This is a genomic window from Shinella sp. 838, assembly GCF_029623935.1.
GTDB lineage: Bacteria > Pseudomonadota > Alphaproteobacteria > Rhizobiales > Rhizobiaceae > Shinella.
In genome coordinates, this window is record NZ_JARSBQ010000010.1 from 98,567 (window position 1) to 115,901 (window position 17,335).

The window sequence follows — 17,335 nt, forward strand, 5'->3', positions numbered from 1 at the left end:
GGAAACAAGATGACCGTCAACATCGATATCGACGGTGGAATCGCGATCGTCACGATCGCAAATCCGCCGGTCAACGCCATCAACGCGGCCGTGCGGGAACGGCTGCTGACCCTGGCCCAGGCGTTCGACAAGGATCCGGCGATCCGGGCCGTCATCCTCACAGGAGCCGGCGCCCTCTTCGTCGCGGGAGCCGATATCACCGAATTCGACCGCCCTGTGGAGCCGCCGTTCCTTCCCGATGTCGTCGCCCGGATCGAGCGGGCGGCAAAGCCATGGGTTGCGGCGATCCGCGGTGCGGCGCTCGGCGGCGGCCTGGAACTGGTGCTCGGATGCCGCATGAGAGTTGCGACCGGAACCGCCCGCTTCGCCCTGCCGGAGGTCAATCTCGGCATCATTCCGGGTTCCGGCGGCACGCAGCGCCTGCCGCGGGTGATCGGCATTGCCGAGGCGATCCGGGTCGTTGCGGAGAACCATACATTGGACGCCGCAGAGGCTGTACGGCTCGGACTGGTCGATGCCATTGTCGAGGAACCGCTGCTGCCGGGCGCCATTGCCTTCGTGCGCGTGGCGCTCGAAAGGGCCCTGCCCTCGCCAACCCTCGATCGTCCGCTATCCGAACCGGCGCAAGAGATCTGGACGGAAGCGGAAAAGAGGATCGCTTCCCGCGTGAAGGGTGCTTCGGCGCCCCTGCAGGCACTAGAGGTCCTCAAATGCGGGGTCGAGCAAGGTGCCCCGGCGGGTCTGGCGCGCGAGCGGGCGACCTTCCTCTCGCTGCGCGGAAGCGAGGAGGCCGCCGCCCTGCGCCATCTCTTCTTCGCCGAGCGCGCAGCGATGCGACCGGCGGATATCCGCGGGACAGCGCCGAGACCGGTCGACACCGCCGGCGTCGTCGGTGGCGGGACGATGGGCAGCGGGATCGCCGCCGCACTTCTCAATGCCGGTCTCTCCGTCGTGCTTGTCGAGCAGGACGCTGCCGGCGTTTCACGGGCACGCGAAACGCTCGCAAACCTTTTCGAGGCATCGCAGCGCCGGGGACAGATAACGGGCGAAGAGGTGGCCGAGCGGTTGGGCCGTCTCGAAACGAACATCGGCTATGGTGGCGTGGAGCGCTGCGACGTCGTGATCGAAGCCGTGTTCGAGGAGCTCGCCGTCAAGCGTGCCGTCTTCGCCGAGCTGGGGCGCTTCTGCCGGCCGGATGCCATTCTTGCGACCAACACCTCCTACATCGACCCGCGGCTGATCGCGGAAGGCCTGCCGGAACCGGAGCGTTTCCTGGGCCTCCATTTCTTCAGTCCGGCGCATGTCATGAAACTCCTCGAAATCGTACCGACACCGGAAACGGCGCCGGACGTGCTGGCGACGGCCTTCGAAATCGCCCGGCGCCTCGGCAAGATCCCCGTGCGCGCGGGCATCTGCGACGGCTTCATCGGCAACCGCATCCTCCGAAGGTTCCGGACGGAAGCGGAGGCGCTGGTTCGCGATGGCGTCGGCATCGCCGCCATCGACGCGGCGATGCGCGGCTTCGGCTTTGCCATGGGGCCATTCGAAATGCAGGACATGGCGGGCCTCGATATCGCCTTTCTCCATCGCGAGGCAGCCCGCAAGCGGGGCGAACCCGTACCGGGCATGCCGGGCGATCTGCTGGTGCGGGCGGGGCGCAAGGGCCAGAAGACCGGTGGTGGGTGGTACGACTACGCGCCCGGCGACCGCCGCCCGCAGCCCTCCGCCGAGGCCGCGCGGATTCTCGCACCACTCATGGGGCCGCGAACGGACATGCCCGGCGAGGTAATCGTTGCCAGACTGATGGCCGCGATGGCACAGGAGGGACAGGCGATCCTCGCAGAAGGCATCGCCGCAAGCGCCGCCGATATCGACCTCGTCGAAGTCCACGGCTATGGCTTTCCGCGAAGGCGCGGCGGGCCGATGTTCCAGCTCGGCCGCGCCGATGCGAACCGCGTATGATACGAATGAGGATTTTACGATGACGACCTATCCCGACACATTGCTTTTCATCGACGGTGTTTGGCGGCCGGCCTCCGGCGGACGGACCATTCCGGTTCTCAACCCGGCGACGGCCCAGCCGATCGGCACCGTCGCCTGGGCGGATCGGGCGGATCTCGACGAAGCGCTGGCGGCCGTCGACCGCACCTTCCCGCAGTGGAGCGCGACATCGGCTTACGAGCGCGCGAGGCTGATGCGCCGCGCGGCCGACATCCTGCGTGAGCGCGCCGACGAGATTGCCGTCACGATGACGCTGGAGCAGGGCAAGCCGGTATCGCAGGCACGGATGGAGACGCTGGCCGGCGCCGATATCATCGAGTGGTTTGCCGGCGAGGCACAGCGCGCCTACGGACAGGTCATCCCCTCGCGCGCACCGGATGTGCTGCAGATCACCCTGAAGCGGCCCGTCGGGCCTGTCGCCGCCTTCACGCCGTGGAACTTCCCCATCAACCAGGTCGTTCGCAAGCTTTCCGCAGCGATTGCCGCCGGCTGCACGATCATCGTCAAGGCGCCCGAGGAAACTCCGGCATCGCCCGCGGCCCTCATCAAGGCCTTCGCGGACGCGGGTATCCCAGCCGGCGTCATCAATCTCGTCTATGGTGTTCCGGCCGAGATTTCGGAATACCTCATCCCGCATCCGGTCATCCGCAAGATCAGCTTCACGGGGTCCACCCCTGTCGGCAAGCAGCTCGCCGCGCTTGCCGGCGCACACATGAAGCGCGCCACGATGGAACTTGGCGGCCATGCGCCCGTCATCGTCGCCGAGGATGCGGACCTCGACCTTGCCGTGAACCTGATGGTCGGCAACAAGTTCCGCAATGCGGGGCAGGTCTGCGTTTCGCCCACGCGTTTCCTCGTCCAGGAGAAGATCGCCGATGCCTTCACCGAGCGCTTTACGGCCGGGGCGAAGGCGGTGCGGGTCGGCAACGGCCTTGATGCCGATATCGAGATGGGGCCACTGGCGAACGATCGGCGCATCCCGGCGCTGGAAAGCCTGATCGGCGACGCCGTCGAACACGGTGCAAAGCTGACGACCGGCGGCCGTCGCATCGGCAATGAAGGGTGGTTCTTCGAGCCGACGGTGCTGGCCGACGTGCCGGTAGCGGCGCGCATCATGAACGAGGAACCCTTCGGCCCCGTCGCTGTCGTCAACCGCTTCGGTGATCTCGGAGAGGCGATCAGCGAGGCGAACCGCCTGCCCTATGGCCTTGCCGCCTTTGCCTTCACGCGCAGCAGCGCCACCGCGACGCGCCTCGGTAACGAGGTGGAGGCCGGAATGGTCTCCATCAACCATCTCGGCCTCGCCCTGCCCGAAGTCCCCTTCGGCGGGATCAAGGATTCGGGCCATGGTACGGAGGGAGGCTCGGAAGCGCTGCAGGCCTATCTCGATACCCGGCTCGTGACCCGCAAGGGCTGACACGCCGGTCCTTTCGTGCAACCGATGGGAGGAGGATTCCACTTCCTCCCACCGGGAAAACGGATGGTTCGGATCAGCCGGGGTGCTGGCTGACATGCCGCCGCGGAGCGGAGCGCGAGGCTGCGTCTACTCCTTCTCCCTTTCGCCGGCTTGCCTCTCGAGCGCAGGGCCGTATCCTGACGTGCCTTTGCTTTGCGCCATCGGGCCCCGAACCGCTTTGAAGCGGTCCGCCTTCCGCCGGCCGGCTTCGAGCAACAGCGGGAGACGAGCATGCCGGAGATCGAGCTGAAGCTGGACGTCACATCGGAGGATTTCGAAACTCTCCTCGCCTCACGACTGCTCGGTGAGCCGGTCGACTCCATCAAGCGGCACGAGACCTATTTCGACACCGCCGAGAACAGTCTCGAAAAGGCGGGGTTTTCGCTTCGCATACGCCGGACGGGGACATCACTCGTCCAGACCATCAAGGCAACCGGCCCCTCCGCGCCTCTGTTCATCCGGCCGGAATGGGAAATGCCCGTGGCCTCGCTGGAGCCGGCCCTCGACGACGCAGCGCCCCTGGCCTCGAGGTTCGGAACGATCGTCCCTGCGCTCTGCCCCCTGTTTGAGGTTGATGTCGTCCGCCAGACCTGGACCGCGACCGAGAACGGGTCCCATATCGATGTTTCGGCCGATCGCGGCGAGGTGATCGCGGGGGAACGGCGGCTCGCCGTTTGCGAACTGGACCTTGAGCTGAAAGACGGCAAGCCGGCCGACCTGTTCCGGCTGGCACGGAAGATCGGAGCGATCATACCGGTTGCGATCGGCGTCCAATCCAAAACCGAACGCGGCTATCGCCTTCTCGATGCGGCCCCCGTTGCGATCAAGGCCGACCTGATCCACCTCGAAACAGGCCACACCGTAGGGCACGCCTTTCGCGTGATCGCCGGATCCTGCTTTCGCCAGTTCCGGCTCAACGAAACAATCCTGCGTCGCCGACACAGCGCGCAAGAGGCCCTTCACCAGGCGCGCGTCGCCTTGCGGCGGCTGCGCACCGCGTTCTCGGTGTTCAGGCCCCATCTCGGGGGCGAGGCGGAGCGATTGTCCGACGCGTTTCGCTGGCTTGCCCATCTGCTGGGCGACGCCCGCGATCTCGATGTGCTGATGGCGAAGACGACATCGCCCGCATCCGACGCAAAACTCCGGCAGGCACAAAATACCGCCCAAGAAGCCGCGCTCGCCGCGCTGTCGTCGCCCCAGGCCCGGGTTCTCATGATCGATTTCAACGAGTGGCTCCAGTCCGGGGATTACTTGCAGGCATCCGCACTCGACGAGCCGGTGGTCGACTTTGCCGCGCGTGCCCTCGATAAGCTGCGAAGGAAGCTGAAGAAGAATGGCAGGGACCTCGCCGGCTTGACCGATGACGAACGGCACCAGATCCGCAAGGACGCCAAGAGGTTGCGCTATGCCGCCGAGTTCTTCGGCTGCCTGTTCGACGACAAGCGCGGGCAGCGCCGCCTCGCACATTTCTCCGACGCAATGGAGCGCCTGCAGGATCAGCTCGGTGCCTTGAACGACCTTGTGACCGGCCCGCAGATCGCGGCAAGATATGGTCTTGCTGCACTGGAGGAAGGCGAACAGGCGTATCGGCCGCGTGACAAGGCGAAGCTGATCGGGCGTTCGCAGGCCGCGCTGGACGACTTGCTCGATGCAAAGAAATTCTGGCGCTGAACTGTTCGAGGCGATACGGCAGTGCCAGGAGCCCTCAGCGCTTCCCGCAGCGGGCTCTGCCAACAGGGTAGATTCTCGTCGCGAACTTGATATCCCTCTTGCCGTGCACAACATCCCGCGCTCGCCGTCGGACGCCGGGCTTGCCAGAAGGAGACGCCGTGAGCACTGCGAGCCCCCCGAGGACAAAAGCGTCTGCCGGAAAGCAGGCGGCCGGCCGCATGACGCGGGAGGCCTGGATCGAGGCGGGCATTGCAGCGCTTGTGGAAGAGGGCATTGCCAATGTGAAGATCCAGGTCATGGCGAAGACACTCGCCGTGTCGCGGTCCAGTTTCTACTGGTTCTTCGCCGATTTGCAGGAGCTGCACCGGGAGCTTCTCGAACACTGGCTGCGCAAGAACACCAGTCCGATCATCGAAAGAGCGCTGCGCCCCGCGCCCACGGTCACGAAGGCCGTATGCCACATCTTCGAATGCTGGGTGGATCCCAGCCTCTTCAGCCCCCGCCTCGATGCCGCAGTCCGCTCCTGGGCACAGGTGGATGGGTCGGTACGCAACGTCGTCGATCAGGCGGACGACCAGCGCGTCGATGCTGTCGCACGCATGTTCCAGCGCTACAGCTACCCGGAGGACGAGGCCTTCATCCGCGCGCGCGTCCTCTATTTCACGCAGATCGGCCACTACACGCTCGGCATGCGCGATGACCGTGAAATGCGGCTGCGCCTTCTCAGGCCCTATCTCCTCAGTTTCACGGGCCGCACGGCTTCGGACGAGGAGGTCGAAGCCTTCGAAACCTTGATGCGGCGCGTTCAGCCGGATGGCTGAACAATGGACATGTGTGTACGCTTCGCGATTTACGGCCTTTACGGCGATCCTCTGCACGATGTTCGCCAAAGTGTGTATTCCATCGCAATCTTCTGGGCATTAGTGTACAGAGGGAATACGCATAGGATCCGTCGAGCAGGGATGGCTCGGGGGGTGGTCTTTCAACCATGGGGCAGCGCATGAAGCAGCACTCAGCCTTGTTGTCGCAGGGCCGCGCATGGGGCGGCGCGCGATGACACGACACTACTCCGCATTCTCGCTTCTCAAGGAAGGCCTCAAGGGGCAGAAGGGCTGGCAGCAAGCCTGGCGCTCGCCGCAGCCCAAGCCGCGCTACGATATCCTGATCATCGGCGGCGGCGGACATGGCCTTGCGACAGCCTATTATCTCGCCAGGACGCACAATATCCGCAATGTCGCGGTCATTGAAAAGGGCTGGCTGGGCGGTGGCAACACCGGGCGCAACACCACCGTCGTACGCTCGAATTACTTCTTTCCCGAAAGCACGGCGCTCTACGACCTTGCGCTCCGTCTCTACGAAACGCTCGGCCGGGACCTCAACTACAACATCATGCTCTCCCAGCGCGGCATCATCACGCTTGCCCATAGCGAAGCGGAGATGGAGATGGCGGCGCGGACGGTCAACGCCATGCAGATCAACGGCACCGATGCCGAACTCTTCGACGCGGAAGCCGTGCGGCGCGTGCTGCCGCTCCTCAACGTCTCGCCCGCGGCGCGCTATCCGGTTTTCGGCGGCGTCTGGCAGGGCAGGGCCGGGACGGCGCGCCACGATGCGGTCGCCTGGGGTTACGCCCGCGCCGCCGACAGGCTGGGCGTCGACATCATCCAGTCCTGCGAGGTGGAGGACTTCCTGATCGAGGGCGGGCACTGCCGCGGCGTCAGGACGAGCCGCGGCGAGATCCGCGCCGAACGCACGGGCATGGTCGTCGCCGGCCATTCCTCGCATCTTGCGTCCAAGGCCGGTTTCCGCCTGCCGATCACCTCCTATGCCTTGCAGGCCTGCGTTTCCGAGCCGATCAAACCGGCGCTCGATACGGTCGTACTCTCTCCCGGAACCGGTACCTATGCCAGCCAGTCGGACAAGGGCGAGCTCGTCATCGGCGGCGCGCTCGACCGGATCCCGTCCTATGGGCAGCGCGGCAACCTGCCGGTGCTGGAAGACGTCGTCGCGGGCCTTCTGGAAATGTTCCCCTCGTTCCGCCAGCTCCGGCTGATGCGGCAATGGGCCGGCATCGTGGACGTGACCCCGGATTCATCGCCCATCCTCGGGGAGAGCCCGCTGCCCGGCCTCTTTCTCAACTGCGGCTGGGGAACAGGTGGCTTCAAGGCCATTCCGGCCGGCGGCACGCTGCTCGCCCATCTCCTGGCGACGGGCAAGCACCACGACATCAGCCGCCCCTTCGATCTCGACCGCTTCGCACGCGGCCGCCTGATCGACGAAGCCGCCGGCTCCGGCATCGCACACTAGGAGGCGACCCATGCAGCTCTTTCCCTGCCCCTTCTGCGGCCCGCGAAGCGAGAGCGAATTCCACTTCGGCGGCGATGCCGGCAATCACCGCCCCGAAGGGTTCCGCGCCGTGACGGACGGCGAATGGAGCAGCTATCTGCACGCGCGCAACAATCCGCGCGGACAGGCAAGCGAGATCTGGATGCACATGACCTGCGGCGAGGTCTTCCGCATGGAGCGGGACACCGTAAATCACCGCGTGGCACGGTCCTTCGCGCTTGGAGAGGGAGACGGCCATGACGGCATGGCGCACTGAGGGCGGCTCCGCCATCGACCGTTCACGGCGGCTGCGCTTTTCCTTCGATGGGCGCGCGGTCGAGGGTTTTGTTGGCGATACGGTGGCTTCGGCACTGCTGGCCGGCGGGGTCTCTGTGCTCGGCCGCAGCTTCAAGTATCACCGCCCTCGGGGCCTCTGGGGCGCCGGCGTCGAAGAGCCGAACGCCCTGGTCGACATCGCCGGCCGTATGCCGAACACGCGGGCAACGCAGGTGCACGCCGTGGATGGCATGGTGGTGCGCAGCGTGAATGCCGATCCGAGCGCGCAGAAGGATCGCCACGCCTTCCTCGATGCCTTCTCGCGCTTCATTCCAGCCGCCTTCTACTACAAGACCTTCATGTTCCCGGACTGGCACCTCTTCGAGCCGCGTATCCGGCAGATGGCAGGCCTCGGGGCGCTGGACGCGGCCGTACAAGGTCCCTCCTTCGCCGAGCAGGTGAACCACCATTGCGACATGCTGGTGGTCGGCGCTGGCCCGGCAGGTCTGCTTGCCGCCCGCAAGGCGCTGCATGCCGGCAAACGCGTCGTCCTGTGCGACGACGGCCGGGAGGTCGGCGGCAGCCTGCTTTTCCGCACTGCGACCATCGAGGACAAAGCCGGCCTCGAATGGGCGGCAGACGTGGCTAGGGAACTGGCCGAGGCCGGAGCTCTCGTGCTGACCGGAACAACAGCCTTCGGTATCTACGACCATCATCTGGTCGGCCTTCACCAGAAGGGAGAAGATGGCGCAACGGACCGTCTCTGGCGGGTCCGCGCCGGATCGATCGTGCTCGCCACCGGCGCCATCGAGCGGCCGCTTCCCTTCGGCAACAACGACCTGCCGGGCATCATGTCCGCGGAAGCCGCCCTTGTCTATCTTCGCCGTTTCGGCGTCGCAGCGGGGCGCAAGGTCGTGGTCGCGACGAACAACGGCCTTGCCTACGAGACGGCGGAGGCCCTGGCCGCAGCCGGGGCGGAGGTGACCGTCGTCGATTATCGCGCCGATGCACCGTCACCCGCCGGCCTCCGCGTTCTGGCGGGACGCACCGTGCTTTCCGCCAGCGGCCGCGGCGCCGTCCGTACCGTCCGGCTTTCCGACGGCAGCATGCTGGAAGCGGATGCCGTGCTTGCCTCCGGCGGCTTCACGCCGACCGTGCACCTTTACTGCCAGGCGCAGGGCAAGCTCGACTGGCGCGACGACATCCTCGCCTTCGTCCCCGGCCGGCCGGTCGAGGGCGTTGCGGTTGCGGGGGCCGCCGCCGGTGACTTCGGCCTTCCCGCAGGCCTGACAGAGGGCGCCGACCGGACGCTTGGCATCGTCGCGGCCTTGCCGAAACCGGGCGCGAAGGAACGGGTCTGGATCGATCTTCAGAACGATGTCACCGCCAAGGACGTGGAACTCGCCGTGCGGGAAAACTTCATCTCCGTCGAGCATCTGAAGCGCTACACGACGCTCGGCATGGCGACGGACCAGGGCAAGACCTCCAACGTCAATGGCCTGGCGCTGATGGCGGAGATCACCGGTCGCCGCATTCCCGAGGTCGGCACGACGACCTACCGCCCGCCCTTTGCGCCGGTCCCGCTCGCTTCCTTCGCGGGCGCCCGCTCCGGCACGCGCATGAACCCGCTCCGCCGCCTGCCGCTGGAAAGGCAGCACCGCGTCGAGGGTGCCGTCTTCCGCGACTATGGCGGCTGGCTGCGCCCCGCCTATTATGGCAGCGGCGCTGCGGAGGCACGCATTCAGGCAGAAGCAAAGGCCGCCCGCCAGGGTGTCGCGCTCTTCGACGGCTCGCCGCTCGGCAAGATCGAGGTGATCGGCCCGGATGCCGCCACCTTCCTCGATTTCATCTACTACAACACCGTGTCGACGCTCCCGCCCGGCCGCTGCCGCTACGGCTTCATCCTCACGGAAGGCGGCAACATCTATGACGATGGCGTGCTGGTGCGGCTCGACGAGAACCGTTTCGTCGTTTCCTGCTCTTCCTCACACGTGGCCGGCGTACACGCCCTGCTGGAGGAGTGGCGTCAGGACCGCTTCGACAGGCGACGGGTCTTCATCCACAACGCGACGGCCGAAATGGCGACGCTGACCGTCACCGGACCGCGTGCACGAGCGCTGATGGAAACCATCGGCTTCGACGTTCCGCTTGATGATGCGGCCCTGCCGCACATGGCCGTGGCGGCCAGCGTATTCGAAGGCGTCGCCGTACGGATCGCCCGCGTCAGCTTCACCGGCGACCGTTCCTACGAGGTTTCCGTGCCCGCCGAGCATGCCGCGACACTCTGGGCGCGGCTGCGGCGGGAAGGCGAGGCCTTCGGCGCCACCTTGCTCGGCCTCGAAGCCCTCATGATCCTGCGTGCCGAAAAGGGCTACATCGTCATCGGCAAGGACACCGACGGAACGAGCCGCCCGATGGATTTCGGTCTCACCGCGCCGCTGGAGCGCAAGAAGGCCGAGTTCATCGGTCGCCGGTCGCTCATCACAGAGGACGCCGCGCGCCTGGATCGACGGCAGTTCGTCGGCCTCGAAGCCATCGACGGCAAGGGCGTGCTGCCGACCGGGGCGCACGGCATCGAACGGGAGGCGGGCAGCCTGCGCAGCACGGGCTATGTCACCTCCAGCTATTTCAGCCCGGCGCTGCAGACGCCGATCGCTCTGGGGCTGATCGAGCGCGGTCGTTCCCGTATAGGTGAGATCATCGAGCTGCAGCATCTGCGGGAGATCAGACGCGCCCGCATCATCTCCCCCTGCGCCTTCGACGCGGAAGGAAACCGCCTCCATGCTTGACGTGTCCGCGAAATGGCGCCCCGAACCGGACTGGACGCTTGCCCGTCTCGCCGGCCCCAACCTCACGATCGGGACTGTCGCCGGACTCACGCAGCGCCTCGTCAGCGGTGATGTCGAGCGGTTTCTCGCCCGTCATGATCTCGGCAAGGATATCGGCGCGCTGGGGCTTGCTGTTGGCGAGCGCTATGTCGTGCGTGTTGCCCGTGATCGGTTGCTGGTCGTCGGGATCTCGTCTGGGGAGCTGGCGGACGGATGGCACGACGAGGGCTGGGCCGCAACGACCGTCAGCGCCGCCCTCCGCGTCATCGAAGCGAAAGGAGACGGTGTTCGCGACCTCCTCGCGCGGGGAACGGCCCTCGACCCGGACAATGCCGGGCCTTGCGCCGCCATGTCGTTTGCAGGGATGATGGCGACGATCTACCGGCACGCCGACACCGGGAGCCTGCGGATTCATATCGACAGGGGGCTTGCTTCCTATCTCTGGGAGTGGCTCGAATGTCAGCCTCTTCTGGGTGGGAACGGAGAGCCCGTCCCGAGTTGATGTTTTATTGTGAAAAGAACGACCCGCACTGGTGCGGGCGAAAAAGGGAGTTGAGACATTGAAGAGCCTTCTGATTATCGGCACGGCCCTCGGCCTGCTCATGAGCACCGCCGCGCGGGCGGAAGACCTGACATTCGCCGTCGCCGGCCCGCTGACCGGGCCGCTCGCCACGATCGGTGACCAGTTCAAGCAGGGTGCGCAGGCCGCCGCCGACGCCATTAACGCCAAGGGCGGCGTGATGGGCCGCCAGATCAAGCTGCAGTTCGAGGACGACCAGTGCGATCCGAAGCAGGCCGTTTCGGTCGCAAACCGCATCGCCGCCAGCGGCATCCAGTTCGTCGATGGCCACGCCTGCTCCGGTTCCAGCATTCCGGCATCGGCCGTCTACGCCGAGAACGGTACGCTGATGATGAGCCCGGCCTCCTCGAACCCGGTCATGACGGACGATGCGGCCGCCAAGGGCTGGACCAACATCATGCGCCTCTACACCCGTGACGACGCGCAGGGCGCTTTCATCGGCCCGTGGATCGCAAAGCAATATGCCGGCAAGAACGTCGCAGTGCTGCACGACAAGACGGCCTATGGCCAGGGCGTTGCAGATGCCGTGCGCGCCACGATGAATGAAAACGGCCTCAAGGAGGTTCTCGCCGAAGGCATCAATGCCGGTGAGAAGGACTACAATGCGCTGGTGACCAAGCTGAAGGACGCCAAGGTCGATGTCGTCTATTTCGGCGGCTATCATCCGGAAGCGGGCCTCATCCTGCGCCAGGCCGCCGAGCAGGGCTACAAGTTCCAGCTGATCATGCCGGACTCGATTGCCTCACCGGAATTCTGGCAGGTCGCAGGCCCGGCCGGCGAAGGCACGATGTTTGTCTTCCCGTCCGATCCGCAGGCCAAACCCGAAGCGAAGGAAGCCGTCGAGAAGATCCAGGCCGGCGGCTTCAAGCCGGAAGGTTTCACCCTCTTCTCCTACGCCGTGATCCAGGCATTTGCCCAGGGTATCGAACGTGCCGGCACGGACGATCCGACCAAGGTCGCCGAAGCCCTGAAGAACGGCCAGCCGATCGACACCGTCGTCGGAACGGTCACCTTCGACGAGAAGGGCGATCTGAAGAACGCCAGCTACGACATCAACCGCTGGAGCAACGGCAACTACGCGCCGATCGCACAGTAAGGGCACCACCGTCGGATGGCGCCGCCATCCTTCAGGAAAGCGACCTCCGCAACGAACAGGCCCGGTCACGCGCCGGGCCTGCTTGCCGAATGCATGGCCCCGGGAACCGGCACATCCCTTTACCGGGCCGGTCCAAGGGAGCGAAGATAGGCGATGACGTCATCGGCGTCACCGGGCTTCAGTCCGGAAAACGCCATGCGTGTTTTCGGGATCATTTTCTTCGGTCCGGCCAGATAGGCGGACAGCGCCGCCTCGTCCCATCTGAGCCCCTTCTCGCCTTCCGCCTTCATTGCCTCGGAATACCTCCCATAGTCGCCAAGGGAAGCCGCCGGACGGTCGATGATACCGACCAGATGGGGACCGACCTTGTTCACCGGCTGTTCGGCGCTGTGGCAGGCGGTGCATTTCTTGAAGACCGCAGCGCCAGCCTCTGCCGAGCCTTCGGCGGCATTGGCAGCAATGGGGAGCAGCAGGGCGGTTAGAAGGATGACGTTTTTCATGCTCGATCCACGGTGACGGCAAAAAGCGGCCGGCGGAAGCCGGCCCAAGGTGGCGCGGCCTCAGGAGCCGCACGCGATCACCGGCCGCCCGCAGGCGACCGGGGAGGATCGCGGTTTTGCTCAGATCGAGCCGGCGCCCATTTCCTTGGCGATGTAGTCCGCCTGGCGGATGGCGAGCGTGACGATCGTCAGGGTCGGGTTCTCCGCCGCTCCCGTGGTGAACTGGCTGCCGTCGGAGACGAAGAGGTTCTTGATGTCGTGCGTCTGGCCCCACTTGTTGACGACGCCGTCCTCAGCTTTCTCGCTCATGCGGTTGGTGCCGAGATTGTGCGTCGAGGGATAGGGCGGCGTCGGGAAGCTGCGCGTCGCGCCGACCGCAGCGTAGAGCGCTTCGCCCTGTTTGTAGGCGTGGTTACGCATGGCGACATCGTTCGCATGGTCAGTGAACCAGACATCCGGGATCGGCATGCCGTACTTGTCCTTCAATTCGCCATGCAGCTTCACGGCGTTCTGTTCCTGCGGCATGTCCTCGCCGACGATCCACAGGCCCGCCATGTTGGCATAGCTGTCCATGGCCGAGGCAAAGGAACGGCCCCAGCCGCCGGGATCGAGGAACGCCGCCATGAACGGCACGCCGAGCGCCAGCGTCTCCAGTTCATAGCCGCCGACGAAGCCGCGCGAGGGATCGTGTTTGGCCTCGTCGCGGATGATGCCGGCCATGGTGGTGCCGCGGTAGAAATGCACCGGCTTTTCGAACACGGCATAGACCGAGCCGGTCGTATGCCGCATGTAGTTCTTGCCGACCTGGCCGGAGGAGTTGGCGAGGCCATCAGGATATTTGCTCGATGCAGAATTGAGCAGAAGGCGCGGGCTTTCGATGGAATTGCCGGCGACGCAGACGATGCGGGCCTTCTGGCTCTGCAGCTTGCCATCCTTGTCGGCATAGACGACAGCCGTCACCTTGCCGCTGTCGTCATGCTCGATCTTGACGACATGGGAATTCGGCCGCACTTCAAGCTTGCCGGTCGCTTCCCCCTTCGGGATCTCGGTATAGAGCGTCGACCATTTGGCGCCCCATTTGCAGCCCTGGAAGCAGAAGCCGGTCTGCTGACAGCTCATGCGGTCGTCGCGATCGGCCGAGTTGATCGCCATGTTGCCGGTGTGACATTCCTTGTAGCCGAGCTTGTCGGCACCGGCTTTCAGGATCTTGAAGTTGTTGTTGCCCGGCAGGCCTTCGATGCCGTTGGTGCGCGTCACGCCCATCTTGTCTTCGGCCTTGGCGTAGTAAGGCTCCAGCTCGGCCAGTGTCAGCGGCCAGTCGAGCAGGTTGGCGCCCTCGACCTTGCCGTAGTGCGTCAGAGTCTTGAACTCGTGCTCCTGGAAGCGCAGCGAGGCGCCGGCCCAGTGCGTCGTGGTGCCGCCGACGGCCTTGACGATCCAGGCCGGCAGGTTGGGAAAGTCTTTCGAGACACGCCAGCCACCGCCCGTCGTGCGGTGGTCCAGCCAGGCGAGCTGGGCAAAGCTGTCCCATTCGTCGTTGATGAAGTCCTCGTGTTCGATACGCGCGCCGGCCTCGAGCACGACGACGTCGATGCCTTTCTGCGCGAGTTCGTTGCCCAGCGTACCACCGCCGGCACCCGAACCAATGATGACGACCACGCTGTCGTCGTTGAGATCATAAGGAGCTGCCATGGTTTCCTCCCGAAACATGGGCGATCGGCGCCATGCGCCTTGCAGCCGCGCCTCCTCCGGCGCCGGCCGTCAGATCGCCGTCAAAGCCATTCGATATCGTCGAAGCCGCGGGCGATGTAGCCGCCCTTGGAATAGGATTCGCCCTCGTAGCCGAAATGCGGCCAGAGCTCCTTCTGGTTGTAGAGTGAGACCACGAGATCGCCGCGCACCGCTTGGAAGAAGGGCGTCGTTTCGATCTGCTTGAGGATATCGACGCGGTCGTCCTCCCAGCCGAGTGCGCGGTAGCCGCCTGCGCCGGCACGCTTGTCGAGATCGGCGATGCCAGCCTCGATCAGTTCCTTGTGCTTGGCGTCCGTGCCGGCCTTGGTGTCATGGCCTTTCACCGCGATGGCGTAGAACCGGTCGGCTATCGAATCGTGCGGGTAGATGTCGCGGGCGAGCTTGATGAGGGTCGCCATGGTGTCCGGCTTCAGCGCCGCCGTCTCCAGGCCCCAGGCCTTGTCAGGACTGATCACCGCATTACCGGTGATGATCAGCGCGGCGCCGATCGTGCCGCGCTTTAAAAGCTCGCGCCGGGAGAGCCCAGGGCGCTGCTCGTAGATGGTGGTCATGTCGCATTCCTCCCGTTGCATTGGAACGGGCGACCCTCCTCCGGCCGCCCGCCCGTTCATTTGAAGCGGCCGTGCCGTTGCAAAACCTCGATCTTGTAGCCGTCAGGATCGGTGACGAAGAAAAAGCGGGCGAGCAGGCCGCCGTCACGGTTGAACTCGACGATCTTGCCTGTCGTGAAGCCGAGGGCGGAGATGCGGGCGTGCTCGCCGTCGAGATCGGAAACGGAGACCGCAAAATGGCCATAGCCGTCGCCGAGATTGTAGGCCTCGGAGCGCCCCTTGTTGATCGTCAGCTCGAGTTCGAAGTCGCTTTCGGCATTGCTCATGTAGACGAGCGTGAAGGTCTCGAAGTCGAGCCGGTCGGCCACGTCGAGCCCGAAGGCCTTGTTGTAGAAGTCCACGGACCGGCCTTCATCCAGAACCCGGATCATGGAATGGATCGACTTCGCCACGCTGTTCTTCTCCTCTTTGCAGTTCGTATCGTGAGGAGATTTTGCGCCGGGATTCACCGCGGTGGGTAGCAGCCCATTACCGCATGAGGATTTTCATTTCTGGAGTTTCTTTCGAAGGATTTTTCGCCAAGCCGGCGTCACCCGGATGATTTGACCAAAGCCCGGGGTCACCGCATAATCGCGGCCATAAAAACAAGACTGGAGGATATACCATGTGTGAGGTCTTTGCGGGTCAGGACCCGCAACGCTACCGGCCCGTCAACCGCTCGGTGCGGATCGGCGGACATTCGACCAGCATCCAGATCGAGGCAGCCTTCTGGGACCTGATCGACGAGATGGCCGCAGGCCAGGGTCTGTCGACATCCCGCTTCCTTTCGACGCTCTACGACGAGGCGCTTGAGATCAACGGTTCGGTGTCGAATTTCGCCTCGCTGCTGAGGACGAGCTGTCTCATCTACATCATGGGCGGCGCCGGAAAATGCGACGGCGCACCCCAGTTCCATATCGTCGCGGCGGAGTAGCACCCCGGGACAAGTTCCAGGACAGTGAAGAAGGGGTGGCTGCAGCCTCCCCTTCGTCGCCTGCCCGAAGATGCGGTCGAAGACCTCCCCGAAAGGACCTGCCGGCCGCAGGTTCATCTCGATGCCGGCGAAGGTATCGATAAGCCTGCTGCGTCTCTGCCTGATCAGTCGAGCGCGAGAGGTGGCGCCGCCAAGCGGCTGGAGGTGAACCGGATGAAGGGCCGCGAGAGCATGATCGGCAGGATCCAGGATTGCAGGCGCATGCCCAGGGTGCTCTGCGGGATATAGTGCCCGCCGATCTTGCGCGAAACGGACTGCATTCGCGTCACAAGCGGCCGCATGCGGGCCTCGTAGCTTTCCAGGGCCTCCGTATGGGTCTTGCGGGCGAGCTCGGCAGCAAGGATGTAGGCACCGGCCATGGCAGTGGAAGTGCCCTGGCCGGCAAGGAAGGTCAGGCACCAGGCGGCGTCCCCGAGCAGGACGATCCGCCCCTTCGACCACGTCGGCATCTCGATCTGGGCGACCGTGTCGAAAAAGGCCTGATCCCAGTCGATAGCAGATCTCAGCGCGGAGGCCACCGGTTCCGGCCAATGGCCGAACGCCTTCTGCAGCACCGTGCGCCGCGCTTCGGGATCCAGCCGGTCGGTCCGTTCGTCGCGCCAGCAGAACAGCGTGGCGGCGGTGCCGTCGCCGGCGGCATAGAGGCCGCCTTGATGATCGACATCGATCATGCCGACAAAACTGGCCCCGAGCGGCTCTTCGAGCGGAACGCGCCAGGCGCTGGCACGGTAGCCGAGCGGTCGGAGAAAATCCTCATGGGGACCGAAGGCGAGGGCACGAACCGTGCTGCGATAACCATCCGCGCCGACGACGAGATCAAAGCGCTCTCGGCTGCCGTCGGAGAAGATGGCATCGACGCCGCTCCCGTCATCCTCCAGCGCAGTGACAGTCGTCTCGTAGCGGATCGGACACCTACCCACCACGGCTTTGGTCAGGATCTCGTGGAAATCGCTTCGCATGATGGCGAGGAGCCTCCCCTCTGCCGCCTTCGCCAGAGTGCGGTAGTCGTAGGAAAAGAGCTTCCGGCCGCGGCGGTCGAGATGGTGCGCGGGGCCGAGCGGCATGGCCTTCGCGCGAAAGGCCTCGACGAGACCGAGCCGTTCGGCGACCTGCCAACCGTTGATGTGCAGGCCGATGGAATAGCCGCCGGTACGGCCGTGTGCGGCCTTTTCCACGACGACCGGTTCGATGCCGTGCCGCAGCAGGCAGGCGGCGAGGGTCAAGCCCGCAGGCCCACCGCCGACGATGAGGATGCGCATGCCGGGC

Annotated in this window: 15 protein-coding genes; 10 read left to right on the forward strand and 5 right to left on the reverse strand. The window is 65.2% G+C overall.

Annotated features, from left to right (window positions below; genetic code table 11):
- The first annotated feature begins 9 nt into the window (after positions 1 to 9).
- The 9 genes from P9A16_RS24855 (at position 10) to P9A16_RS24895 (ending at position 12,233) form a co-directional block, all read left to right on the forward strand.
- Positions 10 to 1,962, forward strand: a complete 1,953-nt coding sequence (locus P9A16_RS24855; protein WP_024270631.1) for a 3-hydroxyacyl-CoA dehydrogenase NAD-binding domain-containing protein — start codon at positions 10 to 12, stop codon at positions 1,960 to 1,962.
- 19 nt (positions 1,963 to 1,981) lie between these two features.
- Positions 1,982 to 3,418, forward strand: coding sequence for an NAD-dependent succinate-semialdehyde dehydrogenase (locus tag P9A16_RS24860; RefSeq protein WP_023516967.1), 1,437 nt, complete (start codon positions 1,982 to 1,984; stop codon positions 3,416 to 3,418).
- 270 nt (positions 3,419 to 3,688) lie between these two features.
- The gene (locus tag P9A16_RS24865) at positions 3,689 to 5,128 is read left to right on the forward strand and encodes a CYTH and CHAD domain-containing protein (RefSeq protein WP_024270630.1); all 1,440 of its coding nucleotides are present in this window, start codon (positions 3,689 to 3,691) and stop codon (positions 5,126 to 5,128) included.
- Positions 5,129 to 5,286: 158 nt separating this feature from the next.
- Entirely contained in the window at positions 5,287 to 5,949 is a 663-nt protein-coding gene (locus tag P9A16_RS24870) for a TetR/AcrR family transcriptional regulator (protein ID WP_245290388.1), read from the forward strand.
- A 232-nt stretch (positions 5,950 to 6,181) separates the two neighbouring features.
- Complete coding sequence (locus tag P9A16_RS24875; RefSeq protein WP_037407498.1) at positions 6,182 to 7,435, forward strand: sarcosine oxidase subunit beta family protein; 1,254 nt, start codon at positions 6,182 to 6,184, stop codon at positions 7,433 to 7,435.
- A 10-nt stretch (positions 7,436 to 7,445) separates the two neighbouring features.
- Positions 7,446 to 7,730: a sarcosine oxidase subunit delta gene (locus tag P9A16_RS24880; protein ID WP_023511998.1), complete on the forward strand. Its 285-nt coding sequence runs from the start codon at positions 7,446 to 7,448 to the stop codon at positions 7,728 to 7,730.
- Entirely contained in the window at positions 7,711 to 10,518 is a 2,808-nt protein-coding gene (locus tag P9A16_RS24885) for a 2Fe-2S iron-sulfur cluster-binding protein (protein ID WP_023511999.1), read from the forward strand. Before P9A16_RS24880 ends, P9A16_RS24885 begins: the two co-directional genes overlap by 20 nt.
- Positions 10,511 to 11,059 carry a hypothetical protein gene (locus tag P9A16_RS24890; RefSeq protein ID WP_023512000.1) on the forward strand — a complete coding sequence of 183 codons (549 nt, stop codon included), beginning with the start codon at positions 10,511 to 10,513 and terminating at the stop codon, positions 11,057 to 11,059. Before P9A16_RS24885 ends, P9A16_RS24890 begins: the two co-directional genes overlap by 8 nt.
- Positions 11,060 to 11,159: 100 nt before the next feature.
- Positions 11,160 to 12,233 (forward strand): branched-chain amino acid ABC transporter substrate-binding protein, encoded by a 1,074-nt coding sequence (locus P9A16_RS24895; protein WP_443021695.1) that lies wholly within the window; start codon positions 11,160 to 11,162, stop codon positions 12,231 to 12,233.
- 119 nt (positions 12,234 to 12,352) lie between these two features.
- Here P9A16_RS24895 and P9A16_RS24900 read toward each other — a convergent pair whose 3' ends face one another.
- The 4 genes from P9A16_RS24900 to P9A16_RS24915 all read right to left on the reverse strand — a co-directional run bounded on the left by P9A16_RS24900 (position 12,353) and on the right by P9A16_RS24915 (position 15,488).
- Complete coding sequence (locus tag P9A16_RS24900) at positions 12,353 to 12,733, reverse strand: c-type cytochrome (RefSeq protein ID WP_023512002.1); 381 nt, start codon at positions 12,731 to 12,733, stop codon at positions 12,353 to 12,355.
- Positions 12,734 to 12,853: 120 nt separating this feature from the next.
- Positions 12,854 to 14,425 carry a GMC family oxidoreductase gene (locus P9A16_RS24905; RefSeq protein ID WP_023512003.1) on the reverse strand — a complete coding sequence of 524 codons (1,572 nt, stop codon included), beginning with the start codon at positions 14,423 to 14,425 and terminating at the stop codon, positions 12,854 to 12,856.
- 80 nt (positions 14,426 to 14,505) lie between these two features.
- The gene (locus P9A16_RS24910) at positions 14,506 to 15,036 is read right to left on the reverse strand and encodes a hypothetical protein (RefSeq protein ID WP_023512004.1); all 531 of its coding nucleotides are present in this window, start codon (positions 15,034 to 15,036) and stop codon (positions 14,506 to 14,508) included.
- Positions 15,037 to 15,092: 56 nt separating this feature from the next.
- Positions 15,093 to 15,488: a VOC family protein gene (locus tag P9A16_RS24915; protein WP_023512005.1), complete on the reverse strand. Its 396-nt coding sequence runs from the start codon at positions 15,486 to 15,488 to the stop codon at positions 15,093 to 15,095.
- Between the two features lie 212 nt (positions 15,489 to 15,700).
- Between P9A16_RS24915 and P9A16_RS24920 the strand changes: the two genes are divergently transcribed.
- On the forward strand, positions 15,701 to 16,009 hold the full coding sequence (locus P9A16_RS24920) for a ribbon-helix-helix domain-containing protein (protein WP_023512006.1): 309 nt from the start codon (positions 15,701 to 15,703) through the stop codon (positions 16,007 to 16,009).
- Between the two features lie 164 nt (positions 16,010 to 16,173).
- Here P9A16_RS24920 and P9A16_RS24925 read toward each other — a convergent pair whose 3' ends face one another.
- Positions 16,174 to 17,328: an FAD-dependent monooxygenase gene (locus P9A16_RS24925; RefSeq protein ID WP_278026007.1), complete on the reverse strand. Its 1,155-nt coding sequence runs from the start codon at positions 17,326 to 17,328 to the stop codon at positions 16,174 to 16,176.
- Between the last annotated feature and the right edge of the window lie 7 nt (positions 17,329 to 17,335).

What these genes read in the sequence shown, in the direction of transcription:
- P9A16_RS24860 (WP_023516967.1), top strand. Translation starts at nt 1,982, where the DNA reads ATGACGACCTATCCCGACACATTGCTTTTCATCGACGGTGTTTGGCGG.
- P9A16_RS24905 (WP_023512003.1), bottom strand. Translation starts at nt 14,425, where the DNA reads ATGGCAGCTCCTTATGATCTCAACGACGACAGCGTGGTCGTCATCATT.
- P9A16_RS24900 (WP_023512002.1), bottom strand. Translation starts at nt 12,733, where the DNA reads ATGAAAAACGTCATCCTTCTAACCGCCCTGCTGCTCCCCATTGCTGCC.
- P9A16_RS24880 (WP_023511998.1), top strand. Translation starts at nt 7,446, where the DNA reads ATGCAGCTCTTTCCCTGCCCCTTCTGCGGCCCGCGAAGCGAGAGCGAA.
- P9A16_RS24890 (WP_023512000.1), top strand. Translation starts at nt 10,511, where the DNA reads ATGCTTGACGTGTCCGCGAAATGGCGCCCCGAACCGGACTGGACGCTT.
- P9A16_RS24885 (WP_023511999.1), top strand. Translation starts at nt 7,711, where the DNA reads ATGACGGCATGGCGCACTGAGGGCGGCTCCGCCATCGACCGTTCACGG.
- P9A16_RS24855 (WP_024270631.1), top strand. Translation starts at nt 10, where the DNA reads ATGACCGTCAACATCGATATCGACGGTGGAATCGCGATCGTCACGATC.
- P9A16_RS24925 (WP_278026007.1), bottom strand. Translation starts at nt 17,328, where the DNA reads ATGCGCATCCTCATCGTCGGCGGTGGGCCTGCGGGCTTGACCCTCGCC.
- P9A16_RS24875 (WP_037407498.1), top strand. Translation starts at nt 6,182, where the DNA reads ATGACACGACACTACTCCGCATTCTCGCTTCTCAAGGAAGGCCTCAAG.
- P9A16_RS24920 (WP_023512006.1), top strand. Translation starts at nt 15,701, where the DNA reads ATGTGTGAGGTCTTTGCGGGTCAGGACCCGCAACGCTACCGGCCCGTC.
- P9A16_RS24910 (WP_023512004.1), bottom strand. Translation starts at nt 15,036, where the DNA reads ATGACCACCATCTACGAGCAGCGCCCTGGGCTCTCCCGGCGCGAGCTT.
- P9A16_RS24895 (WP_443021695.1), top strand. Translation starts at nt 11,160, where the DNA reads ATGAGCACCGCCGCGCGGGCGGAAGACCTGACATTCGCCGTCGCCGGC.
- P9A16_RS24865 (WP_024270630.1), top strand. Translation starts at nt 3,689, where the DNA reads ATGCCGGAGATCGAGCTGAAGCTGGACGTCACATCGGAGGATTTCGAA.